General features: G+C 62.8%; 26 protein-coding genes. 5 read left to right on the forward strand and 21 right to left on the reverse strand.

The window, feature by feature from the left end; genetic code table 11:
• Positions 1–6 precede the first annotated feature (6 nt).
• Genes K323_RS0100805 through K323_RS23465 form a run of 10 tightly spaced genes read right to left on the reverse strand, consistent with a single transcriptional unit; the run spans position 7 to position 11,345 of the window.
• The gene (locus tag K323_RS0100805; RefSeq protein ID WP_022883388.1) at positions 7–1,221 is read right to left on the reverse strand and encodes an MFS transporter; all 1,215 of its coding nucleotides are present in this window, start codon (positions 1,219–1,221) and stop codon (positions 7–9) included.
• Positions 1,221–2,054: a phosphosulfolactate synthase gene (locus K323_RS0100810; RefSeq protein ID WP_022883389.1), complete on the reverse strand. Its 834-nt coding sequence runs from the start codon at positions 2,052–2,054 to the stop codon at positions 1,221–1,223. The genes K323_RS0100805 and K323_RS0100810 overlap by 1 nt, the downstream gene beginning before the upstream one ends.
• A gap of 32 nt (positions 2,055–2,086) precedes the next feature.
• Positions 2,087–3,103, reverse strand: coding sequence for an aldo/keto reductase (locus tag K323_RS0100815; protein WP_022883390.1), 1,017 nt, complete (start codon positions 3,101–3,103; stop codon positions 2,087–2,089).
• Positions 3,100–4,590: an FAD-dependent tricarballylate dehydrogenase TcuA gene (gene tcuA / locus K323_RS0100820; protein WP_026851060.1), complete on the reverse strand. Its 1,491-nt coding sequence runs from the start codon at positions 4,588–4,590 to the stop codon at positions 3,100–3,102. The genes K323_RS0100815 and tcuA overlap by 4 nt, the downstream gene beginning before the upstream one ends.
• A 32-nt stretch (positions 4,591–4,622) precedes the next feature.
• Positions 4,623–5,783: an ABC transporter ATP-binding protein gene (locus tag K323_RS0100825; protein WP_022883392.1), complete on the reverse strand. Its 1,161-nt coding sequence runs from the start codon at positions 5,781–5,783 to the stop codon at positions 4,623–4,625.
• The gene (locus K323_RS23460) at positions 5,780–7,579 is read right to left on the reverse strand and encodes an ABC transporter permease (RefSeq protein WP_022883393.1); all 1,800 of its coding nucleotides are present in this window, start codon (positions 7,577–7,579) and stop codon (positions 5,780–5,782) included. The genes K323_RS0100825 and K323_RS23460 overlap by 4 nt, the downstream gene beginning before the upstream one ends.
• Positions 7,580–7,608: 29 nt before the next feature.
• On the reverse strand, positions 7,609–8,640 hold the full coding sequence (locus K323_RS0100835; RefSeq protein WP_022883394.1) for an ABC transporter substrate-binding protein: 1,032 nt from the start codon (positions 8,638–8,640) through the stop codon (positions 7,609–7,611).
• Positions 8,641–8,680: 40 nt separating this feature from the next.
• Positions 8,681–9,721 carry a 4-hydroxy-2-oxovalerate aldolase gene (dmpG, locus tag K323_RS0100840; protein ID WP_022883395.1) on the reverse strand — a complete coding sequence of 347 codons (1,041 nt, stop codon included), beginning with the start codon at positions 9,719–9,721 and terminating at the stop codon, positions 8,681–8,683.
• Positions 9,718–10,638, reverse strand: a complete 921-nt coding sequence (locus K323_RS0100845) for an acetaldehyde dehydrogenase (acetylating) (RefSeq protein ID WP_084696958.1) — start codon at positions 10,636–10,638, stop codon at positions 9,718–9,720. Before K323_RS0100845 ends, dmpG begins: the two co-directional genes overlap by 4 nt.
• On the reverse strand, positions 10,635–11,345 hold the full coding sequence (locus K323_RS23465; protein WP_022883397.1) for an RraA family protein: 711 nt from the start codon (positions 11,343–11,345) through the stop codon (positions 10,635–10,637). The genes K323_RS0100845 and K323_RS23465 overlap by 4 nt, the downstream gene beginning before the upstream one ends.
• Positions 11,346–11,829: 484 nt before the next feature.
• Between K323_RS23465 and K323_RS0100860 the strand changes: the two genes are divergently transcribed.
• Entirely contained in the window at positions 11,830–12,282 is a 453-nt protein-coding gene (locus K323_RS0100860) for a hypothetical protein (RefSeq protein WP_157509305.1), read from the forward strand.
• A gap of 41 nt (positions 12,283–12,323) precedes the next feature.
• Here K323_RS0100860 and K323_RS0100865 read toward each other — a convergent pair whose 3' ends face one another.
• The 6 genes from K323_RS0100865 to K323_RS0100890 all read right to left on the reverse strand — a co-directional run bounded on the left by K323_RS0100865 (position 12,324) and on the right by K323_RS0100890 (position 17,072).
• Positions 12,324–13,826, reverse strand: coding sequence for a TrbL/VirB6 family protein (locus tag K323_RS0100865; protein ID WP_022883400.1), 1,503 nt, complete (start codon positions 13,824–13,826; stop codon positions 12,324–12,326).
• Positions 13,823–14,545 carry a DUF8175 domain-containg protein gene (locus K323_RS28620; RefSeq protein WP_169515593.1) on the reverse strand — a complete coding sequence of 241 codons (723 nt, stop codon included), beginning with the start codon at positions 14,543–14,545 and terminating at the stop codon, positions 13,823–13,825. Before K323_RS28620 ends, K323_RS0100865 begins: the two co-directional genes overlap by 4 nt.
• Before the next feature lie 5 nt (positions 14,546–14,550).
• Positions 14,551–15,066: a hypothetical protein gene (locus tag K323_RS28625; protein WP_022883402.1), complete on the reverse strand. Its 516-nt coding sequence runs from the start codon at positions 15,064–15,066 to the stop codon at positions 14,551–14,553.
• A 229-nt stretch (positions 15,067–15,295) separates the two neighbouring features.
• On the reverse strand, positions 15,296–16,429 hold the full coding sequence (locus K323_RS23480; protein ID WP_022883403.1) for a DUF3631 domain-containing protein: 1,134 nt from the start codon (positions 16,427–16,429) through the stop codon (positions 15,296–15,298).
• Positions 16,426–16,872 (reverse strand): YfbU family protein, encoded by a 447-nt coding sequence (locus K323_RS23485; protein WP_033372234.1) that lies wholly within the window; start codon positions 16,870–16,872, stop codon positions 16,426–16,428. The genes K323_RS23480 and K323_RS23485 overlap by 4 nt, the downstream gene beginning before the upstream one ends.
• Before the next feature lie 2 nt (positions 16,873–16,874).
• On the reverse strand, positions 16,875–17,072 hold the full coding sequence (locus K323_RS0100890) for a helix-turn-helix transcriptional regulator (protein WP_026851064.1): 198 nt from the start codon (positions 17,070–17,072) through the stop codon (positions 16,875–16,877).
• A 130-nt stretch (positions 17,073–17,202) separates the two neighbouring features.
• Between K323_RS0100890 and K323_RS0100895 the strand changes: the two genes are divergently transcribed.
• The 3 genes from K323_RS0100895 (at position 17,203) to K323_RS28630 (ending at position 20,668) form a co-directional block, all read left to right on the forward strand.
• On the forward strand, positions 17,203–17,865 hold the full coding sequence (locus K323_RS0100895; RefSeq protein ID WP_026851065.1) for a helix-turn-helix domain-containing protein: 663 nt from the start codon (positions 17,203–17,205) through the stop codon (positions 17,863–17,865).
• A 227-nt stretch (positions 17,866–18,092) separates the two neighbouring features.
• Positions 18,093–20,156: a PIN domain-containing protein gene (locus K323_RS0100900; RefSeq protein WP_157509306.1), complete on the forward strand. Its 2,064-nt coding sequence runs from the start codon at positions 18,093–18,095 to the stop codon at positions 20,154–20,156.
• Positions 20,153–20,668 (forward strand): ASCH domain-containing protein, encoded by a 516-nt coding sequence (locus K323_RS28630; protein ID WP_022883408.1) that lies wholly within the window; start codon positions 20,153–20,155, stop codon positions 20,666–20,668. The genes K323_RS0100900 and K323_RS28630 overlap by 4 nt, the downstream gene beginning before the upstream one ends.
• A gap of 162 nt (positions 20,669–20,830) precedes the next feature.
• On the opposite strand, the gene K323_RS23495 is transcribed toward K323_RS28630, so the two are convergent.
• The 4 genes from K323_RS23495 to K323_RS23510 all read right to left on the reverse strand — a co-directional run bounded on the left by K323_RS23495 (position 20,831) and on the right by K323_RS23510 (position 24,433).
• Positions 20,831–21,091 carry a hypothetical protein gene (locus tag K323_RS23495; RefSeq protein WP_157509307.1) on the reverse strand — a complete coding sequence of 87 codons (261 nt, stop codon included), beginning with the start codon at positions 21,089–21,091 and terminating at the stop codon, positions 20,831–20,833.
• Positions 21,092–21,358: 267 nt separating this feature from the next.
• Entirely contained in the window at positions 21,359–21,640 is a 282-nt protein-coding gene (locus tag K323_RS30165; RefSeq protein WP_211219804.1) for a hypothetical protein, read from the reverse strand.
• A gap of 80 nt (positions 21,641–21,720) precedes the next feature.
• Entirely contained in the window at positions 21,721–22,776 is a 1,056-nt protein-coding gene (locus K323_RS23505; RefSeq protein WP_022883411.1) for a WxL protein peptidoglycan domain-containing protein, read from the reverse strand.
• A gap of 79 nt (positions 22,777–22,855) precedes the next feature.
• Positions 22,856–24,433 carry a purple acid phosphatase family protein gene (locus tag K323_RS23510; protein WP_022883412.1) on the reverse strand — a complete coding sequence of 526 codons (1,578 nt, stop codon included), beginning with the start codon at positions 24,431–24,433 and terminating at the stop codon, positions 22,856–22,858.
• Positions 24,434–24,637: 204 nt separating this feature from the next.
• On the opposite strand from K323_RS23510, the gene K323_RS0100930 reads away from it, so the two are divergent.
• Positions 24,638–25,315 carry a type 1 periplasmic-binding domain-containing protein gene (locus K323_RS0100930; protein WP_022883413.1) on the forward strand — a complete coding sequence of 226 codons (678 nt, stop codon included), beginning with the start codon at positions 24,638–24,640 and terminating at the stop codon, positions 25,313–25,315.
• A 15-nt stretch (positions 25,316–25,330) separates the two neighbouring features.
• On the opposite strand, the gene K323_RS0100935 is transcribed toward K323_RS0100930, so the two are convergent.
• Complete coding sequence (locus K323_RS0100935) at positions 25,331–26,554, reverse strand: HupE/UreJ family protein (RefSeq protein WP_022883414.1); 1,224 nt, start codon at positions 26,552–26,554, stop codon at positions 25,331–25,333.
• Positions 26,555–26,874: the final 320 nt, after the last annotated feature.

Raw genomic sequence — 26,874 nt, forward strand, 5'->3', positions numbered from 1 at the left:
CCCGGGTCAGCGCCCGCGGGTACGCCGCAGTCGTGCAACGGCCGCGGCGGCGAGCAGGCCCCCGCTCAACCAAAGCGCGCCGCCCGCACCCAGCGGCGCGACGACTAGTCCGGCGCCGAGGGGAATGAGAAGCTGGCCAAAGCGATTCCCGAGCTGCCGGAGGGCGAGCGCCGATGAGCGCGCGCCTGCCGAAACCGACTGCGAGATGAGCGTCATCGTGATCGGCTGCCCGAGCCCGAGGAAGAACCCGCCGATGGTGAGGACCACGAGCGCTATCCAGATCCAGTCCACGACAAAGGGGAGCACGATGAAGCTGGCAGCCGCGACGACCAGGCTCGACCCCACGAGGACGCCCCTGCCAAGCCGGTCCACCAACGTGCCGGTGAATGCGCGCGAGAGAATCGACGCCATCGCCCGAACGCCGAGCATCAACCCGATCATCGAAGGTGCGATTCGGTGCTCGGCACCTAGCAGGGGTAGAAAAGCTATGAGTACTTCGGTCGTGGCGAGCAGGGCGATGCTGGCGAGCATGTTCACGCCAATACCCGGTCGGCGGAGGATCGCCCACGCCGACTCGTCCACGGTCGCCGTCTTGGACTCTGCGGGGACCGGTGCCGCTCGGAGCGCGCGGGAGAATCCCCTCCGTACCAAGAGCAGAGGCACCACTGCGAGCAGGGCGACTACGCCTGCGATCTGGAACGCTTGGAGGATGCCCGCCGAGTTGATCACGACATCATGGCCAAGCACCAGGCCCGCGAGGACCGGCCCGATTAACTGGCCCACCGAGAATGCGGCGGTGAACCACCCGAAGCCCTTGTCGATATCTCTGCCTCGCGCGTAGCGGGCAACCGAGGACTGCCCGGCGATCGTGAAGGCCATCTGGCCGATGCCGAGCACCGCGCTGCCGAGCCCGATGAGCACGAGAGTGTTGGCGAGCGGTAGGACCGCGCATCCCACGGCGATTGCCACGACCCCGACAAGGAGCAACGGGCTGAGGAACTTGGCCCGCGCCGCGATCCGTCCTATCGTCAGGGTCAGGATGACCGGTGTCACCGCGAACGCCGCAGAGATCACGCCGACCACGAACGCGTCCGCGTCCTGGGCGAGCGCTTCGTAGGTGATGACCGGCCGAGCCAGGTTGATGGCCGTCTGGCTCAGCGCCGCGGACACGACGAGCGGCCAGAGCCAGCCGGCCGTCGTGCCCTCAGGCGGAGTTCTCATCAGCCCTTGTAGCTGACGACCCTTCCCCACGTGGACTTGGTCCCCCAGATCCCCGCTCGCAGGCACTCGAGCTGATAGATCTGGCTGTGGTCGATGAAGAGGTTCACCTCCGGGCCGTAGTTCTTCACGTACCACTCGAAGACGGCGGGGTCCGCTCCCTCGAACATGACCTTCTCGAGCCCGAACTCGTTGATGAAGGCGGCAGGCACGTCGGTTCGCCAGGTATTGACCTGCTCCGTTACTCCCTCCGACTCCATCATGATTAGGTCGGCTCCGGCGTCCAGTGCCCGACGTGCGCGCGCGATTGCCCAGCCGGGGTCGCCCTGGCCCTCCGATGCGAGCTCTTCGATCGACGTGGTCCCGCCGGCGCCGAACTGGATGCCGATCTCCGCCTTCACCTTGAGCCCAGCTTTCGCTCCGCGCTCGATGAGGCGCAGATAGTCGTCGGATGTGATGGCCAGCATTCCGACGGAGATCTCGACGATGTCGAACTCGTAGTTCTTGATCGCCTCGAAGTACTTGTCCACCGCTTCAGGGCCGCGCGTGAGCACGAACTCAATGAGACCGCCGGTGGATACTTCGACCTGGCGTTCGTGGCATCCGTCGATAAACTTCCGGAGGGTGGTCTCCGACATGAGCGGCATGGAGGCGCCAGGGAATTTGAAGATGTCGACGTGAGGCCCGACCGAGTCGAGCAGGTCGAGCAGGTGATCGGGGCCGAATGAGGTGTAGTAAGGGCCGCGGATCTCGGTCAGGCCGACCGTGCGGGGCTTGCCCGGACGCTCGTTGAGCCGGAGGAACGGGAAGGCCCGCTGTGGTGCGTCGGTGGTCATGATGCTCCTTATTTTTGTGTCGAGATGGTGATTCAGCTGGACTCGAACTCGAGATCCGGGGTGAAATGCCGGTGTTTAAGGGTCGCTTCGTCAACCTCCCTCCAGACCTCGTCCGGCAGCTCCAGGTCGAGCGAGTCCGTGACGAGGGTGAACTGGTCGAGCCGGCTCACCCCGACAATCGGGGCGGTGACGCCCGGCTGGCGCATCGCCCAGGCTGATGCGAGCGCGCCCAGGGACGTGCCGGCCCGATCGGCGATCGCCTGCAGCTGATCGACGGTGTCGAAATTCGAATCGCTCCAGTACCGCTGCTTGTACCGCTGCCCCGCGGCACTATCGTCGAAGCGGCCAGCGTCGGGCGTCTGGTCGCGCTTGTACTTGCCGGTGAGAACGCCGCCCGCGAGCAGGTTGAAGGCCAGGACCGATACTCCCTGCTGCGCGCACAGCGGAAGAGTCTCCATCTCAGCCCCGCGCATCAGGGCGTTATAGCGTACTTGTGCAGTCTGTACGCGCGGCAGTCGATCGGCGTCGCTGCATCCAAGCGTCTGCGCGATCTGGTGCGCCATGAAGTTGCAGCACCCGATGTAGCGCACCTTGCCCTGCTGGATGAGCGTGTCTATGGCCGCGAGCGTCTCATCGAGCGGCGTGCTGGTGTCGAACCTGTGCAACTGCAGCAGATCAATGTGGTCGGTCCCGAGCCGCTCCAGCGACCCCTCGACCGCCGACAGCACGTGCTTGCGCGAAAGCCCGATCTCCCACGGATTTGGTCCGGTCCGGTTGTAGACCTTGGTGGCCAGGAATATGCGCTCCCGCCGTCCGACCATCCATCGACCGATTAGGGACTCCGTGACCCCGACGGTGTCCGCGCCGGACCCCAACGGGTAGCTGGTGGAGGTGTCGAGCCATCCCAGCCCCCGATCGAGCGCGAAGTCGAGGATCTGGCGCGCTGCACCCTCATCGGTCTGGAGACCGAATGTCGCGGTACCGATCGCCAAGCGCGGCAGGCGGACACCGGTACGGCCAAGGAGTACGGTGTCGGTGCTCGCGCTCATCCCCGCGAGCCTGCGTCCGCCGCCGCCGCCTTCCCCGCGCGGAAGCCGAACACGGCACCCGACATCAGGCCGGCGCCACCGGGATAGTTGTCGTAGAACAAGCCACCGACTACCTCACCGGCAGCGTGCAGGCCAGGGATAACGCGGTCGCCTTGGTCGAGCACACGGGTGTCCTCGTCGATGCGAACGCCGCCGTACGTGAAGGTGATCGCGCAGCCGACCGGATAGGCGATGAACGGCCCGGTCTCGATGCGGCGAGCCCAGTTGCTCTTCGGCGGCACGATCCCCGACGTCGAAAGTCCGTCGAGCACGGTCGGGTCGAAGGTTCCGTCGCCGACCGCCGCATTGAACTCTTCGACAGTCTCCTCGAGCGACCCGGCGGGCAGGCCGAGTTCGGCTCCCAGACCAGCAATCGTGTCCGCTTCGATGCGGATGGCACCGTCGTGCCCGTAGTCGGTGCGGAGGAAGTCGGAACCGCCCTGGTCGAAGATCTGGTAGGCCAGGCCACCCGCCTTGTTGAGGATCGCGGCCCCCATCTGCGCGTACGTGTAGTTGCGGAAGTCGGAGCCCTCGTCGAAGAACCGCCGACCCTGGGAGTCGACCGTGATGCCGAACGGGTAGGAGTGTCGCTGGAGCTTGTTGGTGAGCACCCGATTGCCGAACGGTCCCGCATTGATGTCCCAGGCGACCGCGTGCGCGCCCGACCAGTTCCCGTATGGCTGCGCCCCGATCTCGAGCGTCTTCATGAGCGCCTCCCCGGTGTTGTACCGGCTGCCCCGCACCTTAGCGGTGTCCCATCCGGGGCCCAGGTGCACGGCGCGCAGCCTGGTGTCAGCCTCAAAACCGCCGGCCGCGAGGACGACGCTCCGGGCGCCGATCCGGCGGACGCCCTCCGGCGTGCGGCAGGTCACGCCGATGACGGAGCCGTCATCGTCTCGCACGTAGTCGACCATCTGGTGCTCGGTACGGATCATGATGCCGGCGCCCTCCGCGTTCTGGCGATGCTGCTCGATCAAGCCGATCCCGCCGCCCTCGACCGCGATGGTGCCGCCGCCCCAGAACTTCTTGCGCCCGTTCACCTCGAACACCTGGTTGTCGGACTGCAGGATGAACTTGATGCCGTGGCCGGCCAGCCAGCGCAACGTCGTGAAGGAGTTCTCGACGAGGATCCGCATCAGCGTGCGATCGGTGCGGCCCTTCGTTAGGCGCTCCATGTCAGCCGAGAAGTGCTCGACGGTGTATGGGTCGAGGTCGTATTGGGCGGTCGTAGTTTCATCGAAGTCGTGCAGCAGCGGCACGAGGTCGTCGAGGTTGTTGTAAGTGGTGCGAAACGACCCCAGAGTGAAATAGGAGTTGCCGCCCAGTTCATCCGGACCGGTCTTTTCGAGCATGCAGACACTGACACCCTCCTCTCGCGCAGCGTGGGCGGCCGAGAACGCAGCGTTCCCGGCGCCGATGATCACGACATCGAATTCGTCGTCGAACATGAATCTCCTCTGTTGTGGCTTGAATGTGGTGGTCATGATGCGAGCAGTCGCACGTCGTCCGGCGAGATGTTGACGAAGACCTGCGCGCCGACTTCGAGCTGCGCGATGTCGTTCTCCCAGATGCGGAAACGATGGTCGCCGCACTGCACCTCGTACTCGGTGTGCGGCCCGAGGAACAGGGCGGCCTCGATGACCCCGGGAAGCGAGTTCTGCTTTCCTTGCAGCATCGAGACGGATGCGCGCTCCGGACGGAACAGCGCGGTCACCGCGTCTCCCGCCGCGAGCAGGTCGGAGCCTACTCTCCCGGCCACGCTGCCGACCGCCGTGTCGAGCACGCCGTCGTCGGCGTTGACCGAGGTGATCCGGCCGGGCAGCTCGTTGGAGACGCCGACGAAGTTCGCGACGTACCGTGACGTCGCCTCGTGGTATACCTCGCGCGGGCTTCCCACCTGCGCGAACTCACCGGTGCGCATGACTGCGATGCGGTGGGCAAGGCCCATCGCCTCCTGCTGGTCGTGAGTCACGTAGATGGCCGAGAATCCCAGGTCGCGCTGCATGTGCACGAGCTCGGAGCGCAGTTGCTCGCGCACATGCGCATCCACATTGGAGAGCGGCTCGTCGAACAGCACCAGATTGGTGCCGGAGACGAGCGCCCGGGCCAACGCAACGCGCTGCTGCTGACCGCCGCTCATCTGGTCCGGATACTGTCCTGACAACTCCCGGATATGCACGAGATCGAGCGCGTTCGCCACGCGCTCGGCGATCTCGGACTGCGACAGCTTCTCCGAGCGGCTGCGCAGCGGGTACCCGACGTTCTGCGCCACCGTCATGTGCGGCCAGAGGGCGTAGGACTGGAAGATCATGTTGATCTGTCGCCGTTCCGGCGGCACCGAGATCCCCTCCTCGCGCGAGAACACCGTGCGGCCGTCGATCTCGACGGTGCCTTCATCGGGCACCTCGAGGCCGGCGACCATCCGCAGCAGTGTCGTCTTTCCGCAGCCGCTCGGGCCGAGCAGCACCATGAACTCGCCCTGCTGCAGCTCGAACGACACGTCGTTGACTGCGGCTGCCTCGGTGCCGTCGACGCGACGGAAGTATTTCTTCAGGCCACTGGCGCGGACCACCGGCCCTGGGGCCCCGGATCCGTCCTTCTGCTGCTTCGCCACACTCTTCTCCATCGTCATCGACTTCATGACGCCTCCTTTCGTGCTGCTCGTACTGCTCGTTTTTGGGGGCGCACTTTCCTGCGTTGCCAGCGGCTTTGCCACATGCCGAGCATCAGAGAGAGTCCGACCATTACCGTCGTGATCACGGTGAGAACCACAGCGAGCGACGCGAGTGCCGCGTACGATCCGTTCTCGAAGATCTGCAGGATGCGGAAACCGACCACCATGTTCGTGGTGCCCGCCAGTACGGCAGTCGCCGTGAGGTCGCCGACCATCCGGGCGAACAGGAACGCCCAGCCTGCCACCAGCCCAGAGAGCATCAGGGGGAAGTAGATCCGCATGAATGTGCGGGTGCCGCCCGCACCACTGATCTGCGAAGCCTCGGAGAGGTCGTGGCCTATCTGGTTCGCCGCGGAATCGGCCGAGACCGATGCTTGTGGAAGGTAGATGCTGATGTAAACCATCAGCAGGATGAGCGTGGTCCCGCCCAGGTTGAAGGGCGGTCCGGCGAACGCAAGGATAAACCCTACCGCGATCACGAGGTGGGAGAAGACCGACGGCAGCTTGATCGCCCCGTCCAGCACGCGGACGACGCGACTCCGCGACCGGAGCACGAGCAGTGCCACAAGGGCCGCCAGCACCATGCCGACCGTCGCTCCGACGGTCGCGATCCACACGCTGTTCTGAACCGCAATCAGGGTCTGCCCATCCTGGAAGACCGACTTGACTATTGAGTCGAGACTCATACCCGCCCAGTCGATCTTGGGGGTCCAGTACCCGTTTAGCGACACCAGCAGCAGCCCGCCGACGGGCATCACGATGGCGAGCAGGCCGTAGGCGAACATAAGCGCACGGGCCGGCCACTTCCATTTGCCGAGGCGCAGCCGCACGAACCGCTGGCCCTTGCTGCCGAGCGTCGCGTTGCGCCCGCCGCGCAGCAGGCGCGATTGCAGGTACCACAGCGTGCCGACGAACAGGAGGACTATGAAGCTGAGCCCGACCGCGGTCGACGTCTGCGCCGGGTAGGTGAACGACAACAGCTTGACGATGCGCACCGAGAGCACGTCGATGCCGGCACCTGAGCCGATGATGACGGGCACCGAGTACAGCGAGAACCCCTGCCAAGCCATCAACAGGACGGCCCCGCCGATGCTCGGCTTGATCGCCGGAAGCGTGACCCGGCGAATTGTCTGCCACTTGGTCGCTCCGCTGATCCAGGACTGCTCGTCGAGGCTGGAGTCGCTGTTGCTCAGGCCGGTGTTGACCAGCATAAACACGTAGGGCACCTGGTAGAGGGTATAGACGAAGATCAAGCCGCCCCAGCTGAAGATGTCGAACGGCCCCGACTCGAGATGAATGCCGAGAAATCCCAGGCCATCGCGGATGGCCGCATTGAGCAGCCCGGCGGTCGGAGAGATGAGCAGAACCCAGCCGATGGCGCCGGCGATCGGCTGTAGCAGGAAGGGGATCATCGGCAGGGCATCCGTGAGTCCGGCGATGCGCGCGTCGGTTCTGGCGTTGAGCCAGGCGAGCACGGTGCCGATCACCAGGGCGAGTGCTCCGCTGGCTACCACGACGATAACCGTGTTGGCTACGAGCTCCCAGAGGTCCGGCACCGAGAACACCGCCAACAGCGGCTCGAGCGTGAACCGGCCGTCCACGAACACCATCGCGATGACGACGCGCAGGATCGGATAAGTCGCGAGCAGCGCGAGCAGGAGCGCGGCCGTGAAAGCCACGATCTTGAAGGGCGTCAGCCGGGGGCGGGGAGCACGCCCCACCCCCGGGCGACGGTCGCTCCGTTGGGGTGCGATCGTGACCATTTAGTGCACCCTTCGTGCGCGCAGGGTGATCACTTGAGTCCCAACTTGGTCAGCACCGAGTCCTGCTGGCTCGTGACCGACGCGAGGTCGGGCGACACGTATTCCAACGGCAGGTTGCCCGCGTCGAACGGCGAAACTGCACCGGCCGCGTCGGCGAGGACGCCGCTGCCCTCCGCCGTCAGAGCGTACTGGACGAGCAGTCTCGCCGCGTAAGGGCTCTTTGCCTGCTCCGAGATACCGACGACGACTTCTGCGCCACTGGTGAGGTCCGGGATGACGAAGTCGATCGGCGCACCGGCCTCCTTCAGCTCGACGATGTGCGACGGCAGGCCCATCACGTTGAATACCACTTCGCCGGCGGCGACCGCCTGCGCGGCAGGAACACCGCTCGCATACATCTTGAGGTCCTGATCGCCGAAGCTCTCGAGGAATTTGTCATCGCCGCTCGCCTTTGCGACCGCGAGCCACTCCGCGATGTAGGAAGCCGAGGACGCGGGGTCGGGAATCGCGATCTTGCCGTCCCAGGAGTCGAACAGATCGCTCCAGGTCTTCGGCACGTCCGCGGCATCCACCAGGTCCGTGTTGTAGGCAATGCCTGCAGGTTGGATGATCGTGACCGCCGTACCCTCGTCGGGCAGCACGAACTGGCTATCGAGGTCACCGGGGTAGTCCGGCAGGTCGGCTTCGTCGAGCGGCACCAACCAACCCTCCTCGATGGCCGAAGCGGTGAAGCCGGTGCGGGACACGAGGATGGCATCGGCCGCCGATGCCCCGGCCGCGGACTCGGCCGAGAACCGCTGCGCCAACTGCGCGCTCGTGAGACGCACAACGTCGACCTGGATGCCGTACTTCTCGGTGAACGACTCGGTGAACGCCATGGTGGCCGCCTCCTCGACCGAGCTGTAGAGCGTGACCGATCCCTCGGCCTTCGCCTCGGCGACGAGCGGATCAGCGTCCGCCGTTGGAGTGGGTTGGCTGACGCCGCTGCTGGCGCAGCCAGCGAGCCCAAGCATCGCAATAGCGGCGATACTGATCAGAGTTTTGTGCGCATTTAACTTCATTGTTCCCTGCCTTATCTCGGACGTGCTTATCGCTTTGGTACTATCTCGGGCCGTCTTCAGTGCCAGATTTGGCGAGTCCCACGGCCACGTCTATGAGGAGGTCCTCCTGACCGCCGACGAACCGGCGACGGCCGGCCTCCTGAAGAATCCGATACGCGGGGACCCCGTATCGGGCGGCAGCGTTCTCGGCGTGCACGAGGAAGCTGGAGTACACCCCGGTGTAACCGAGGATCACGGAGTTGCGGTCCATTACCGGCTCCTTGAGCATGTACGGCCGCACCACTGTCTCCGCGACATCCAGAATCTGCTCGAGGTCGATGCCGGTGTGGATGCCGAGACGGTCGAAGACCGCGGTCAGCACCTCTGTCGGCGAGTTGCCGGCGCCTGCGCCGAGGGCGCGAGTCGCGCCGTCGATCTGGCGGGCACCCGCGCGCACTGCGGCGATCGAGTTCGCGACGCCCAATGCGAGGTTGTTGTGCCCGTGGAAGCCCACCTGAACATCGGCCCCGACCACGTCCAGCAGCGCGGTGACGCGTTCGGTCGTGTCATCCGGGGTGAGTGCGCCAGCCGAGTCGACGATGTAGACACACTGCGCGCCGGAAGCCGCCATGATGCCGGCCTGCTGCGCGAGCTCAGCGGGCTGCAACATGTGCGACATCATCAAGAACCCGACGGTCTCGGCCCCAAGCTCCCGGGCAGCTGTCAAGTGCTGATTCGCGATGTCGGCCTCGCTGCAGTGGGTCGCGACCCTGATCAGTCCGACACCGAGGTCGATGGCCGTACGGAGCTCCTGAATCGTGCCGACCCCGGGGAGCAGGAGCGCCGCGATCTTGGCGTCGCCCTTGGCCTCGGCCACGGCGATCTGGATCAGCTCGAACTCGTCGGTCGCAGAGAAGCCGTAGGTGAACGACGAGCCCGCGAGCCCGTCACCGTGCGCGACCTCGATGACCGGGACGCCGGCGGCAACCAGTCCGCGGACCGTGCCCCGGACCTGCTCGGGGAGGAACTGGTGGCGCATGGCGTGGCTGCCGTCCCTCAGAGTCGTGTCCGTGATCCTGGCCCGGACTTCTCTCTCACTCACGCGCGCACCTCCAATCGTGCGAGCGAGATTCGCTCGCCCACGCGGGTCGCCGCGGCCGTCATGATGTCGAGGTTTCCCGCGTAGGGCGGAAGGTAGTCACCATTGCCCTCCACTTCCAGGAGCGTGGTTACGCGCGCGCGCCCACCCCAGCCTGCCTGTGGCTCGTCGAACTGCGGGTCCTCGGCCATGCGGTATCCGGGCACATACTGTGCGACAGCGTTTACCATCTGCTTGATCGAGTCGACGATCAAGGAGCGGTCGGCATCCGGATCGATCGAGCAGAACACGGTGTCGCGCATGATCATTGGCGGTGAGACCGGATTTAGCACGATTATCGCCTTACTCCGGCCTGCGCCGCCGACCATCTCGAGGGCCCGAGAGGTCGTCTCGGTGAACTCATCGATGTTTGCGCGAGTGCCGGGACCCGCGGACCGCGATGCTATCGTCGCGACGATCTCCGCGTAGTGAACCGGCGTCACCGCTGATATCGCGGCGACGATTGGTACCGTTGCCTGGCCGCCGCAGGTCACCATGTTGAGGTTTGGAGCGTTGAGGTGCTCGTCGAGGTTCACTGGTGGCACCACGAAGGGGCCGATCGCAGCCGGCGTTAGATCGATGGCTTGGATGCCGGCGTCGCGGTAGCGGCTCGCGTTGGCGATGTGCGCCCCCGCCGACGTCGCTTCGAACACGATCTCCGGGCGTCGTTCGAACGCGAGTAGACCCTCGACACCATAAGACGAGGTCTCGACGCCGAGGCGACGTGCGCGAGCGAGGCCGTCCGAGTCGGGGTCGATGCCGACCATGCCAACGAGGTCGAGCAGTTCGGAGCGCTGGATCTTGATCATCAGGTCCGTCCCGATGTTGCCAGAGCCCACGATCGCGACCGGCATTTTCGGCAAAGCAGTCGCCCCGCTCATTCGGGTCGATTCCCTGAAATCTGGAACGGCTCTTCGAACCCTGGGTTCATCCGCTCGTCCACCCACGTCGAGCCGTACAGGATCTCCAGCGGCAAGTCGTCCTCGGTAACGTCGATGGCCTGCTGCGCCTCCATCTCGAGCCGCCGCTCGGCAGCGTCGGCTACCTGCTCCGCGATCTCGAACGGCACCACGACCACGCCGTCCTCGTCGCCGATGATCGCGTCACCGGGACTCACCGTGACGCCAGCGCACACGATGGGGACGTTGACGGAGCCGACCGAGTGCTTGACGGCGGACCGCGGCACGATCCCGATACAGAACACCGGGAATGGGATCGCGAGGATGCCGGAGCGGTCGCGGATGCTGCCGTCGATGACCGCGCCGACGAATCCTATCCGGTGGGCGAACAGCGCCATGTTCCTGCCGATGACGGTCGCGTCGTACGTGCCACCGGTGTCGACCACGAGGACGTCGCCCGGCTTTCCGAACTGCAGAGCCTTGTGCACCATGAGGTTGTCACCGGTCGGCGCCTTGACAGTGAGTGCGGACCCTGCGAGCTTGACGGTGACGTCGAGGGGGCGCATCCGGTGCGACATCGCCCCGTGACGACCCATTGCGTCAGACAGCGTCGCGGTGTCGATGCGGCCCAACCGTGCGATCAGCTCGTCTGATAGTCGCCGACCAGGTTCATTGATGCTCTTGTACATTCCGCCCCTTCGCGTAGCCCTTCGAGGATTGTAATCATGCGTTGAGTTGGCATATACCGTGACGTCTCACATGCTGAGACAGATTCCGAAATGTACAAGCGGCCGCTTGAGGGTTGGCGATAGCAACCGCACGGTTGCGGCGGATGGGGCGAAGAACGCATCCGCATAGCCTGTGAGCATGTTCCGACGGTTCCCGAGGGACAGCGCGAGCGAGCGGTTCGCCCGTCGGCCGCTCGTTCTGCGGGCGGGAGTGCCTCCGCTTGCCTCGAATTCATCCATCTCTTGTCTCGTAACCCAGTTGCCTCTAACCCATGGGATTCAAGACGCTGACACCTACTCCGGAGCAGCGAGGGAAACAGCCTGATGCACCAAATAGCGATCAACGAACGGCGCCACATAGCGCCAAAAGTCACAGCCGGGAGGAACTGGTTCCTATGTTCTGCCGCCGCGAAGATTATAAACTGATTTATAGGAGGTGGTTTCGATGACAATTGCTGAATCCCCGAAGGCGAGAAGGCTCGTTCGCGCGCGAGCGCGCATGGAACTCGCGTCAATCGATTTCAACCGGGAAGTGAAGACGGCCACCGTCGAGCTGACACAGACGAGGGTCGCGTCGATCGTGAAGCTGACGCAGGCGCGAGTGAGCCAGATCGTGGCTGGCACTCCGCTGCCCGTATCGGGATTTAGTGGCGCGACGCCGCGTGAGATTGCGCAGCGGTTCGCAGCGGGTGAGCTGACCGAGGACCAGGCTATTGACGAGCTGGGTCGGTGGGACTATTCGCCGAAGCCAGCGGTCGCTCCGTTCGATGATCTGTGGGAGCCGGGTGAGGGCACTTGGGCCGACGTCGAGCAGGCGTGGGACGATGATCTCATTGCGGATGAGGTGTACGAGGGTGCGCGCCTGCTTCGTGGGTCACTCTCAAAAGCAGGGAAATGAGTGAAGAAACGTCCCGCAGCGTGACCTCCCCTATCCGATGTTTACTCAGATCCAGATGGTGACTCGGCCGCCTCCTCGCCGGCTTGCTTAATCGCGTCACCGACAGACTTTGCGCCTTCAGCAAGGATTGCTGCCCCGGCGATAGCGATTCCGACCGGGCCTGCCGCCGCCGCACCCGACGAGCCTGCAGCAGTTGCGCTTGTTGCTGCACCAGATTCAGATGCCGCTGCGGCTGAATCTGCGACTGGTGGTGAAGCGGTCGTGGGCGCGGGTCCACCTGTACTCGTTGCTCCATTCGGGTCATCGGAAGTCGAACCTGTCCTTTGCGGCGTGGGCCGAGGGCTGCCATTCCCCGAGTTCCGCGCGCCTGTTGGGACTGCGGATGCCGCTTGCTGCATGGTCGCCGCCATTCCGGCGCCGCTCGCTACGCCGGAGACCATCGGAGTGAGGAACCGCATGAGCGCCGGCAGCGCGAAAAGCGCCATGGACATCATGGCCACACCCGCAAGGACTTGTACAAGCCCGTTAGCGTCATCCTGGAAGACGTCAGCTCCGACAAGTTGAAATGCTGTGGCGTAGATGATGGCTGCCGCTGGTTTGTAGAGAATGAACGCGATCGTCCAAGTGATGCATTTCCTGAACCAGTTCCTGCCGATGTCGGTGTTGGTGAAACTTGCGGAGAGTGGGAGCACGCCCGCGAGCAGCACCAGCATCCCTCCGCGCACGACCATGAGCCCGATCTGAGCCAGCGAAGCTATGAGGGCCGCTCCCCCAACGATGATGACGATTATCTGCCCGAGTCCACCGGTGACCCCATTCGTTAGAACGATCAGTCCGAGCAGATTGCTCCCGAAGTCTGTCCCGTCCGTAGCGGTGTCCAGGATGGAGGCGGCGAGAGCGTCTGCAGCTACTACGGCAAGCTGCACGCCCGCAAGGCCCGCACCAGAGACCACTACCAAGGTGATGAGGCTCCGTAGTATTTCGCGGCCCGGCTCTGCGCGCTGCTGCCAGACCATCGCGGTCGCTCCGACGACCACGCTGAGCATGGCCAGCCCGCCGGCGTACCCCGATAACGATGACTGGATGAATGCGACAGGCGCGGAGCCTTGCCCGCCCTGGGATTGAAGCAACGCCGTCACAATCGATGCGCTGGCGCTGATGAGAATGGTGGCCCCAAGGACGATAGACAACTTTCCCAAGTGGCGGCGCCCGTCGCCGGTCCGGTTGGCCCAGGCCAGCGACGCACCGAGAGCCACCAAGGACAGCACACACATCGTCAGGCCGAACCAGAACACCCAGCCAAGAATGGTCTCGAAGGATTCGTCTACGGCCAAATTGGTGGGATCAGGCGCGTTATCCGAAGTCGCTAAGTTCGGCGTGGGAATGTTCACCCAGAATGTACCGAGGGATGCGAGGGCCTCCGAGACGCCGTCAGTGATGGCCTCCGCAAGGGCGGTGATGCTCTGACCGACGGCGCTTGTGATCCAGTCGCTGATCCAGCCGCCAGCATCACAGCCCCAGTCGAGAGGGCCGCAACTACTCATTCGCCCTCACCCCAAAGGGTGTACCCACCAAGGTTGGAGAGCGCGTTGGGGTTCCCCATACGGCCTGTCGATGGATCGACGACAAGCAACCAGTCGTCGTCAACCCAACGGAGGGTTATCGCGCCCGCGGCATATGATCCGTTGCCGACGCGAATTGCAATCTCGACGGTCGCCAGCGCGGGGTCATAGCTCGCCATGCGATACCCGGCGACCTGAATGCTCGTGCCATCACCATCTCCTGTCGCCGCTTCTTGTGCACGGAGTGCAGCATCTCGGCCCAGCCCTGGGGCAACAGCCTCGGCTGCGAGCCGGGCACCGAGATCCGGTCGGCCCGATCCCATAGCCACAATGTTCGCGGCCGCAATGATTGCGCCGGCCTCGCTATTGCCGAAGCACGAGCGGAATCCATCCTGGTCGATCTGGTCCGGCCCCGCATTGACAACGGAGGGCGCAGCGACCGTTCCAACTAATTCCCACGTGGCCATGGTGACCATCGCTGCAGAAAAGTTGGACGGCAGCGCGGAGCCGGTGCAACCTCCATCGAGGGCTGTAGGTGAGTCCGTCGTTTGCTTTGCAGGCCCCGACTCGGAGTCGACCGTCAGCCTGGATATTGTCATGACTGCTCCGAGTACGACAAGCATCCCGACGAAGACGGCGGCAAGGATGAAAGTCGGACTCCGGAACCCAGATCTCGTGTTGTCCTGCTTGCTGCTGAACATTCCCATCAGGCTTCTCCATCTCGTGATTGTCCGGAATGGAACTCGGCCCAACCCTTGTCGAGAAAGACTGTCTTCGCGGCAACCTCGCGGCGGGATTGCGCCAGCCTCGAGTGGGGTGCGAACTCAACGAGGAACTCCTCGATCCGCACCATAACTTCCCGAGCTACGAGCAAGAGCTCCTGAGCGTCTCTAGGAAATGTGCTTCGCTGATTGGAGTGCTTGGCGATTTGGTTGATATTCAGCGAGCACGATGCCGCGTATCGGTTCAGGGCAAAGAGTTCCGTCATGAGATTGTGCTTCTCAGTCTTGGTCATGCCGACTGCATGCTCGGAGCTCTTGTCGTTGCCTTTAAGCGCGGTTTCTACGAGCAGCCGAGACACCGTGACCCGCTGCTCGCGGGCAAGTATCTCAAGGGCATCACTCTCGCCTGACGACACCTTCACCACGTAGCGCTTGGTTCGACCGCCCTCGACGTTTGTTTGCCGGCGCCCGACGTCTTTCCCATCGGTGAGCGCGCTCATCGTGCATCTCGCTTCGCACGAATGCCCAGCGCAGCGAACCCGCCTTGGCGGGGACCCCGAGCAGTCTCCGACTGCTCCAGTGGCCCGAAGGGCCAGCTGCGAGCGGCGTTAGGGCACCTAACGCTATAGCTTGCTCCGCATGCTGCGGCTGCTTTGAGTCTTTTCTCGTACATCATTTTCTCCTTCAACGATCTATTGCTTGGTACTGCGGGAGTAGCGTTTGGATCCGCTACGCGAGCTGATCCGCAACGCAGAACTTCGGCGATGTCGTGGATGTAGCGGTTGTGGTGGGTGAATCGAGATAGCGGCCCCAGGCATCCTGCAAGTCCCCGAATTTGTAGCCGCGAACTACCTCTGTCTCAACTCGGATGCTCCCGGGCCTGACCCCATATGGCCGGAGCCTGCGAGAGAGTGACCGGGCGTCGAGACCGACGCCATTGAGCCCTCCCCAAGGTGATTCCTCCAGCGCGTTCAAATGATGAAGGAGAACCGCCGTAGGGAGTGCACGCAACTCGTTCAGTGCCGTGTAGACCCCGCGAATATCGGCAAGCAGTTGCCCGCCGAAGGACGACTCTGCCTCGGCTCCGTGCTGGGACTCGGTGAGCTTTAAGGCGGCATCCCATGCTCGGTTCGGCCACTCGCCGCCAGCGAGGTTGGCCACAGCAGCGAGCGGCTCCCAGACGTCAGCGGCTCGATCGATGACCGGCAGTTCGGGCCGTGCCTCGGCCAGGCCTTCGAGTTCGGGCGCAAGCCACTCTGCCAGTCGAACCCGGAGCGCGCCGAGTCGGGCTTGACCATCACGACTCCGGAATGGTTTGACGGATTCGTCGTGGCGTCGACGCTTCACGCGGATGACGATTGCACGGTCTTCGATCGTGTCCGGCATATCGCCAATGCCCGCGATAGCGACCATGGCGAACGTGCGGAACTCCTTCGGCTGAAGCGTGGGCCCCTGCACCCGACCATATGAAGAACCACGCTGGAAGCCAGAATTCAAAAGGCCTCGTAGGTCTTCGTTCTTCTCCGCTTGTCGGGGCGAACCGAAGAGGGTGTCTGCCTCGTCGAGGAAGATCGTCGGCGGCGCATCTCCCGCCAACTCGACTCGACGGAACAAGTACGACACGGATCCATTCACGAGCCGAATCGGCTCGTGGCTCATCCCGTCGACGACCTCCAACACCCGAGTTTTTCCACTTCGCTTCTCGACGGATTTAATGACGAGGCGAGGCGCGAAATCGAAGGCGCCCGATGCGTGGGTAACCGCGGTCCACAACGCAATTGCGTCTGCATCCTCGGACTTCGGCAATACGCAGTAGTCGGCGATGGCTTTGCGAATGTCGTCCAATACCTCGGCGCCGTTCATGCCTGAGCTCCAACGTCCGGAAACGGATGACGAACGAACATCCGTCGTAATCGCTCCTCTGCAGCCCTGGCGCCGCGCTCGTCACCCCGAATGCGGCATCGCTCCGCGTAGCTCAAGCACAATTTCGCGGATGTCGGCGGATCGAAAACAAGCCGGTAGTACCGATCAGCGTCGGCCTCCGCACGAAACACGCGGTCGATGAGCTCCGCCTGGCCCTGCGCGAACCCGGCCCCGTAACCGTCGAGCCAAGCGTCCCAGCCGTGGTCGCTGTGAACGAGAAACTGCCACAAGCCTTCGCCGTCAAGGGTAAATCTCCCGTGACCGAAGTAGCGTTCCTCGGTATCGTTGTCCATGGAAGCTGACAGAGCCGCATAGTTCTGAAATTCGTCTTCTCTGCCCCCGACCCGCTCCAACGGGCCGGGGGCTTCTCGCGTTCTCTTCACAATCAGTACCGTCCCGTGGTCTGCACGTGCACGTTCTCTTCAAGCCACTCCTGCACGTGGCTTCGGAAGTACCGGACCGTCTTGGCGCCCAGCTTGGTGAATTTCGGCCCCGTGCCCTTGTATCGGAGTTGGGCCAACTGGCCTCGGCTCAGGCCCGTCCAGTCGCTGACTTCCTCTGGGGTGAGCAATAGTTTTTCCATAGTTTTCGTCTCCCGATTTACGACGAAATAGCTTTTCGTCTTCCAAGTAACGATAGGAATCAGTGATCGAAATGTCAACGATTGCGCTGTTTGGGCGACATTGTGAGAATCCGTCGCTACTCTGACATCTATGAGCACGAGCACTCGAACCGCCGTAATCGGCCGCCGAATCCTAAAACTCCGGAAGAACCTCGGCATAACTACGGCTGCAGCTCTGGCAGACAGCATTCCGAACCCGACCATTACCGAATCAGTCATCCAGAACATCGAGGGTGGTCGTAAGTCAGAAATATCCCTACCGCAGGTGCTTGATATTGCGATGGCGCTCGGAGTCCCGCCTATCACCCTGATGACGGACGTCTTTCATCCGAATAGATTGGTTGACACTGAGGGCGTTGGAAGCGACGTCGCTGCCCTAACCAACGAAGAGTTCATTCTTTGGTTCCAGGGCGATCCTGGAATCAGGGCTGCTTTCGACGCGTCTTCAAGCACGGATGCGGAAAATGGCCTGGGGCCGGCAGGTACCCGGTCACCATTTCGCACTGTCGTGCGTTTCATTCCGTACCTTGCGGAAATTCAGCGTCGCCTCGACGCCTACTTGCGCAGACTGCCGCGCGATCTCGAAACAGCACGGACTGCGAAGGACCTGACGCTTGAAACTGGCATCAGGGAGCGACTGGAAATGTTGGAGAGCGAGGCGGAGCATCTAAGGTGGCTGCTGAAGGAAGGCGGCGTCAATTTTGAGACCGCGGACAGCGACAGCGACAGCGACAGCGAGGATCCAACTTCCTGACCCTGGGCTACCGCATCATCGACGAAGGCAGCGGCCTTGCGTGCATGGTTGGCCTCGCCCCGATCGACTCCTTATTAGCCTCAAGTCGGTGCGCCATCGACTTCATCCCCCTGCGCCGTGACATCCCGCGGAGGCCGTCAAGCACTTCCTCGTCCGTCCGCCGAGCGCGTCGCCCGAATGCAAATACCGGTCCATGCTTCAATGTCGATGACACCCCGGAGGAACCTGTGCCTGTAACTGTTGCTGTGTGGTCTCCATCGGTTGCCGATAGCGCGTCGCTTCTCGAAGGTGTCTTCTCTCTCTACAAGTCGAACAAGAGATCCCTCGGTTTCCTCCCTGACGCCGCTTTCCACGACAGGGCTAATGCCGGAGCGCTGATCGTAGCGATGGAGAACGGAGGCGTGGTTGGCTACACCATCTATGACAGGCCCCGGTCGCATCTCAAACTCGTTCATGTGTGCGTCGATACATCCACGCGCATGTCCAGAGTGGCTTCGCTCATGGTGGACAAAATGGTGGAGACAAATCCGAACAGCATTGGCTTCGAAGCTCACTGCAGACGTAGCTACAACTTGAATGATTTTTGGCGCTCACTCGGAATGAGCCCCAAGGGTGAACGACCTGGTCGTGGTCTAACTCGAGAGCCGCTTACTATCTGGTGGCGCCCGCTCGGTGGCCCAGACCTCTTCGATCATTTAATCTTCGAGACCTCCTTGCCACTTGCGGTGCTTGATTCCAATATTGTTATCGACCTCGTCGCAAGTGCTCTACCTCCTAGGCCGCACCGAGAGTCGTCGCGAAGCTTGACAGGTGACTGGTTCGATTCCCGCGTCAATATCTCCGTCTCGCCCGAAGTTGACCACGAGCTAAACGACCTGCCAAATGCCGCCGAACGGAACCATCAGCGCGCTGGCGCCCAGAACATCACTGTCCTTGCCACTAGCCGTCCCAAGGATGATTCGCTCGAGAGACAGCTCCGAACCCACATCGGAGAGGCCGAGTGGGCATCAGACGACAGCTTGGTTCGCGATGTTTACCACCTGGCGGACGCGATTAACGCCGGAGCGCAATACTTTGTCACTCACGATGAGAACTTGATTCGAGTGACCCATGGTTGGGTTACGGACGAATTCAACTTGCGAGTTCTCATGCCATTCGAACTCATTGCTGACATTGAGAGCGCTGATCCCCAGCCTGTTTATCAGCCTCGCCACCTGGCCGGAATCCTCACTCTGGCTGGAGCATCCACAACGCCAGAGACCGACCTCCTAACAGCCTTCTTGAACTATCCCGTACAGGAGCGAAAGCATACCTTCATCGCCCGCCTCAGAAACGCGCTAGCGCAAAGAGACACCAGTGTTCTTATCCTGAAGGACGAGGATGGTCACCCTTTGGGGCTCATTGCGACTTGTGTAGAAGCCGGCCGGCTCTCGGTCCCGCTAATTAGGGTACGGCGCGGGGTTAGAGCCCAAACGCTGGCGTTACAGCTCGCGAGGCAGCTCCGAGAAATCGCGCACGATCTCGGGTTGAAACAGGTTCACGTGATTGACGACCACCTCCACCCTGTTGTGTCAGACGCGCTTCTTGAGGACGGATTCCGCCTGAATGCGGACGATGGCACTTTGCTTGCCGACGTTCTAGGTCTATGGGTTGACGTCTCAGAGCCTGATCAAGTGACTCAACTCGCCCAGGTCATGCGCGTCGACCCCGAGGGATTCGCATCGCAGCTGACACCGAGCCTCGTTGCTGAGCTTGAGCGCAGATACTGGCCCCTGAAATTGTGGGACGCAACGGCAAGCTTCTTCATATCCATCCGTCCCGAGAACGCCATGAATCTATTCGGGTACCCGTCGAACCTTATTACTCAACGACAGTCGCTCGGACTCGCACGCTCGCACGTCTACTTCCGCTCTCCCCGTAACAATCCGATCAAGACGGTGCCTGCAAGGGTCGTATGGTACTGCTCGGCCGATAAGCGGCTCGGAGTGCACTCAGTGTTTGCTTACTCGAGGATTGTGGGCTCACACATGCTGACCCCAGAGGACGCTCACGCTAGATACAGCCATATGGGTGTTTATAAGGTCGCAGACATAGCCGCAACGGCTTCGAAGGATCTCGTTCACGTGGTCGAGTTCGAAGATACTGAGCTCCTTCGGCAACCGCTGTCACTTGCAGACTTTAGAGTTATTGCAGTGGCCAATGGACTCAGTACCAATATCTCTCCATCACCAAGCCTCATCCCGCCAACTTTGCTCCGAAGAATATACGAGACTTCGAACGGAACTCCATGAAACAGTCCGTCCTGCTGTCCATTCGGCCTCGCTTTGTGGAATCAATTCTCAATGGTTCGAAGACATACGAGCTTCGTCGCCGCTTCCCCAATATTCAACCTGGGACGACGGTCTACCTCTACGCGAGCTCACCAACAAAGGCCATCGTGGGTTCCTTCGTCTCAGCAGATGTTCTGTACGCAAGTGTCATCGAACTCTGGCTCAACCTTCGGCCCCAGCTAGGGATCGAAGCGAACGAGTACACAACCTATTTCCAGGGCATCACTCATGGAGTCGCCATTCAAGCCACTAATGTGACTCGTTATTCCAAGTCAGTTTCTTTGGATGTCATGCGGCGTGAGATGCAAGTCGAGCCAGCTCAGAGTTTTCGGTATCTCCAGAAGCATGCTGAAGTCTGTCTACTTGACCTACTGGCCGACGCACCGGGTGATGTCACGGACAATGACTGCAGTGACACTCAAGTTTGTTCCCAGCCACTGAAGACGCCCTTAGCGGACCAGCTGTCCAGATAGGGGTGGCCCGCAGGTCCGACAGAGACCTGGGCTCCGCACTACTGCTGAGATGAAGCCGAGAACGCGCGGAACGAAGGACAACGTGTCGGCGCCCCCTGCGAGTTGCTCCCGGACCGACACAACCTTGGACGTTGCCGATGCCACCGCGGTCCACGCGTTTGCTTATGCACGCCTCCCAATAGGAGGGCCATCCGGTCCGCCCTTTGGGTTGTCGTAGACCACAAGCTCATTGGCACGCTCCAGTGAGTCGTGCACACCCATTAGCGCGCGCTTCGCAGGGTCGAGGTCCCACTTGATGAGCAGGTACTTTTCGGCTCCTGAACGGTCACGCAAACGCTGAATGGCTGCCTTTGGCAGTACCGGATCGGTGCGCATACAAAGCCAAGTATCGACGTCGTAGCGGATTGGTTTGGGAATAGTCACTAGAGCTCCTCGGGTCTGGAGCACGCCGGCCCGCGCATCGTTGATTTTACGTCAGCGCCACCGACAACCATCGTGAGTGGGGAGCAAAGGAACAGGCGAGTAGCCGGCCGCATGCGAGGACCGGCTTTGACCACATTTTGACCACAACCACGGCGCATTCGAACGGCGCGAGGTGATCATCCGATGCCCCACATGAGCGTCAAATCGCGGTCAGATTCTGTCTGCCCCTCTTGCCGTGACCGCCACGTTCGACTGAAAATCGAGAGGTCACGGGATCGACGCCCGTCGGAGCCACGAAACCCCCGCATAGCTTCTACATTGCGGGGGTTTTTTATTTGCCAGGTCAGAGGCCTGTTTCTGACCCGCGCCTCGCAACCGTTCACTGGTGAGCCCGGAGAGATTGTCGATGCTTCGCGCGTTCTTCTCGGTGCGGTACTCCGACATGCCCTCAACACCCTTCTTCTCAGCTTGCAGACGCAACAGATCGCGCTCACCGATCATCTCCATGATGGGCACGCCCCAGCCGCATGAGTCGCTGATCCGGGTCACGTCTACAGTGATGACGGCTCGGGTGCTCGGGTGCTCGGGTGCTCGGGTGGTGGATCGCTACGACCTCGTCAAAGACTGCGTCATCGGGCAGCGAGACCGACCCGCGGCCAAGGTGTTGCCTTACTGGCTGTTCTGCGGTACCTCAGGATCACCACGGCGACAAGGGCGACGAGTACGAGCACGACGAGCAAGGGAAGCCACGGCACCGCCCAGCCTTGCCCCGCATGATCAGAAGCGGCGAGCGGCCCTGTTGAACCGGCCGGATCGGTATAGAGCGGCACAATCGTGACCGTCGCGGTGAGCAGTCCGCTCGAAGCCACGCCGTCGACCGGCACAGAGACTCGCCACGTTTCGTTCGGAAGCAGACGGGGCGATTGCTCAACGGGATCGGCCGAGACGCGGAACGAATCAAACGGCCCTGCAACAACGACCGATTGCTCTGCCGCGAGCATGGTGTCCCCCGTGTTTCGGATCGTGTACGTCACGATGGCGCGTCCCGCTCCAAGCGGGTCGCCCGTGAAGTCCACCTTCAGATCGTCAACCGCAAGGCTCGGCTGGAAGCTCTCCCCCACCCGAAGGTTGACCCGGATGGCCACCCGAACTTCGGGAACCGTGCTGCTGGATACCGATGCCGATGCCGATGCCGGTGCGGTAACGATGCCGCCCAGGTGGTCTCCCTGCGTGGCATCACTCGGCACCGATACGGTGAACGGAACCTCTGCGGACTCGCCGGGCTGCAGGCTGATCTGGTCCTGTTCCACACGAAGCCAGGCCCCGACGCTGGTCGGCTGGCGGTCTCGCGTGCGGAGGTCGAGCTGTCCACTATCGGTGGTGAAAGCATCCGCAGCGTAGAGGACGAGCTTGATCGGGGTCACGCCGTTGTTGACAACCGTGACGCGGTCTTCGAGCTCATCGCCAGGTTCGACCGCGTAATCGAAATTCGGCCGTTCCGAGCCGAATGCGCCATCTACAGTGGCGACATCCCAGGCAGCCTCGACCTCAGCAGCCATCGATGGCCCACCGACGAACGATCCTCCCAACACGGACAGGAACACGGCGATCACGACGGCGGAAACTCGCGCATGGAGACCCCACGGAGACGCCGGGCGGGGTGTGAAGGTCTGCATCGTGGTCATCTCGCGTGTCGGTGAAGGATGGGTGCTACGCGGATGGGTGGACGCACACTGCGCCCACCCATCCGTTGGTGCAAAACGATCAGTTGATCGTCGTGACCGTCGGGGTCTCCTGCTGAGTGGTGACGGGCGCGCCGTGGTTCTTTCGAGGCCCGCGGTCCTTGTCCTTGGACTTGTGGATCACGACCTGGTCTTGAACCGAGCCGACCGGCAGTGCCTCGCTTGCACCACTGTCGGGCCCGCACCAGCTGACGCGGCCAACCTCGACCGCAGCGTTGGGTGCTTCACAAGTACCGCTGCGGATGTTCTCAACCGTGAGGTGCTCGTCGCGCACTGAGACCTTGATGTATGTGCGTACGTGCTCCTGGTTCTCAACGGAGTTCGCCCAGTGGTTGTCGGGATTCAGCGGGTCTGGGCCGAAGTCCGAACCGACTCGCGGGTCGGTGAGGTCGTAGTACTTCGATCCGGATGCGGAGTTCGAGGTGACGTAGGTTACGCCGCCCGGGCCCTGGAACACGCTCGTGGCGCCGGGCTGCTCATCTGGGTTTGCCTTCTCACCGTTCTTGATCTGGTAGCTGCGCGAGTACGAGTGATCGTGGCCCTGCAGTACGAGGTCGACGCCAAGCTCGGAGAATGCCGTCGGGAAGTCAACACGACGCTTCTGGTTGTCACCGTCGTTCGCGTGGGCAGCGGGCGAGTAGATCGCGTGGTGATAGACGAGCACAACGTGCTTCGCCTCGGCGCCGTGTTCTTCGATGACGTCGGTGACGTACCCGACGTGCGCCTCGTCTGCATCAACGCCGGCCACACCGCTCGTGGAGTAAGCGTTGCTGTTGAGGTCGATGAACAGGGTGTCCTTGTACTCGAACCAGTAGTTGCCGCCGGACTGGGTGGTGAGGTTGGACGACCGGTAGTACTGCGGTGACCGGTCGGTGTTCGGCGTCCAGAGGTGCTGCTCATATGCCTTGCCGCCGACGTCGTGGTTTCCGATCGTCGCGACCCAAGGCACTGCGCGCAGTCCCTCGGGTGCGAGGAAGGCCTTCCACTCCGCCTCGACGTTCGCGTTGTTGACCTGGTCGCCGCCCGAGACAAGTAGTTCGGCTTCTGGGTTCGCCGCGAGAGAGACCTCAAGGGTGTCCTCCCATCCAGCCTGGTCTAGAGGAATATTGCCGGAGGAGCCGATCTGTGGGTCGCCGAAGAACAGGAAATCGAAATTGCCGTCGAATTTCCGCGTCTTGAACGCGGACGCATCCGACCAGCCGCCGTCGCCTCCGACGCGATAGGAGTACTCGACGTTTTCGTCGAGGTCTGCGATGACCGCACGACCGTTGTATCCGCCGTTGACGGTGTTGGCGCTCACCACTGCCGGGACGATGATCGCGTCGGCCGGGAATTCATCGCCGACGACTCCGGCCGTTGGGGCGATCTGAACGACCTGCTCCGTGGCGGCGGAGGCGTACCAGCTCACAACCCGCTGGGATTCGTCGGCCCCGACGAGCAGAATGATGTCATCGATCGCGGCCGGTTCTTCGGCGTGGGCGGCAGAAACTAGGCCACCGAGTGCCATTGCCGTGCACACAGCCGCTGCCGCGACCCCGATGGCTGCGCGGCGCCGGAGCGGACCGAACGACGCACTCGGCAGACGTAGGTTGGTTTTCATCTCGGAGAACTCCTTCTCGAATTGGATGAGGGCCTCTATTGGCCCGAGGCCACGTTGACGGTCACTCGTGACTGGAAGATGAACATCTGCGGAACGATGCGCCGTCCCCCACTGAACACTCGGCGCATGGCACGCCAGACCTGTCCTCGCCGACTCGTCGATGCGATAGAAAGAGGATGCTTTGCTGCCCCAGGAGGACCATCCTTGCGCGTTCGAACCCGCCGTATTGCCGCCCTGTCGGCGGCATCCGCTGTCGTATTCCTGCTCAGCGGATGCGTACCCGCGGACGACTGGTCGACTCCCCGCACCCAGCCGAGCCCGATCGGCACATTGGCGCCGGGGTTCACGGATGCAGCTGCCATCCCTGCACCAGGGGCGACGATCGCGCCGCGTGCAGGCAGCTGGGACGCGGTGAATCCGCCACGCGGTTACCGCGTCGTGCTCCTCACCCAGGGTGATGATCCGGCGACGACGACCCTCACAACTGCAGTGACGGAATGGGCCGCGGCCGAAGAAGTCAGCCTCAGAACGATCGCCGTCACGAAGCCCGACGGCGCTATCGACGGGATCGTGGAGGCCATGGAGCTCGGGCCCGACCTCATCGTCAGTGCAGGCGCCGACCTCGTGGACCCTTTAGCGGTGGTCACCGCCAGCCACCTCGACCATGAGTTCCTCATCATCGGCGCGCAGCTGCCAGAGCCCACCGCGAATGTGACGGCCTCGATCTGGCGCGGTGCCTCCTCACGGGGAAGCGAGGTCGCCAACTCACCGGCGACGAGCGATTCGGATGCCGTCACACCAGAGCGGGCGGATGCCGCGGTGCGAGCCGGTGTCGCGAGCGTGCTGAACGACCTCACCGGCATCGTTATCTCGATCGGCTGAGCGGGTTCCCAGCCCTCACCCCACGCCGAGCAGGCGCTGCACGAACCAGACGAGGCCCGTGATAGCCACGCCTCCGGCGACGACGGCGCCAACGGCGAGCCCGACTTTTGGCGTGCGCCGCCAGAGGATCACGAGCAGTGGAAAGACAACGGCGATGACGGCGATTTGCACCACCTCGATGCCGACGTTGAAGACGAGCAGCGACCACAAGAGCGGCCAGGAGAACGGCTCGTCGATCCCGAGCGCCCCGGCGAACCCGAGACCGTGCACAAGTCCGAACCCGAAGACGACAGCGAGCCGCGTCCAATCGGCCCGGTCAAGACTTCGCCAACCGGACCGGTCAAGACCTCGCCTGTAAGCATGATCCAGTGCGAGCGCGCCTCGGTCGTACCACAGGCGCCACAGGTACCACCCGGCGACAACGGCGATCGACAGCGCGATGATCGGCTCGACGATCAGCGCCGGGGCCGACACCACGCCCAATGCGGCCAGAACAAATGTCACGGAGTGCGCGACAGTGAACGAGGTAGCAGCGAGAACGACATCGCGAAGTCGACGAGAGCCGACGATCAGCGCGAGCAGGAAAAGCACATGATCGATGCCGAACAGCAGGTGCTCGGCGCCGAGCAGGAAGAAATGCCCGAACCGTTCGAGCAGCGGCTGATCGGTGGAGAATTCCGGCGCCTCGCTGTCGAGTGCCGCGCTACCGCTCTGCCCATCGAGATCGTATTCAACGACCGTGACCGTTCCCGTCACGTACTCCTCGGCATCGGAGAACAACTCGCTCCGGATCTCGTGCACCGAGCTCGGCTCACAGGTGTGGTCGAGCGTGAGCACTGCGTAGGGGACGCCCTCTCGCTCCGTCATGCCCATTGCGCCGGCCCGGGTCGGCTCGCACAAGTGCCCTCCCGCGCTCACCACAAATCGTTCCGTGACGTACTTCACGATCGCGTCAGCATGGTCGTTGAGGGCAGTTGCCTCGTCGCCAGTCTGGAAGACCTCCATGCCCTCTTCGAAGAACAGCGGGGCGTTCGCGAAGTCGGCCACGGAGACGACGAGCAGGTCGTACTCGAGGGCGAGCTCCGTGCGAACGGCCTCCGACTCGGCGCTGGCCTCGACGTAGACGACCGTCGAGAATCCGTGCGCGGCAGCAGGCAGGGCGAAGAATGCCGAAGCGGCCGCAGCGAGAGCGAGAACGGCGGCGGCGATCAGACCGCGCGCACCGGAACGTGTGGACATCTGACTCCTTCGGGGCAACGCAGATGCTGTCCGAGTCGGATGAACGAGACGAAGCCGCCAGGCAAACAACGCAAGACGCGTGCCGCCGAACGAGCCGATCAGGCCTGGTTTCAGGGTTCAGCGAATGGTGAGATCCACGCGTGGTCCGCGTCGCGACCGCTTGGGTTCGGACCAATTTAGGCGAAACAGCCATTCGAGCCGAAAGAGAGAACGACCCCGCTGTCTAAGCCTCTGGCGGTCACGTCCCGTGGCGCATAGCTTCTACATTGCGGGGTCTTTTTATTTCCCTGCCCGCCCAGCGTGCGGTCGGGGTGGCACGC

Source organism: Glaciibacter superstes DSM 21135, from assembly GCF_000421145.1.
GTDB lineage: Bacteria > Actinomycetota > Actinomycetes > Actinomycetales > Microbacteriaceae > Cryobacterium > Cryobacterium superstes.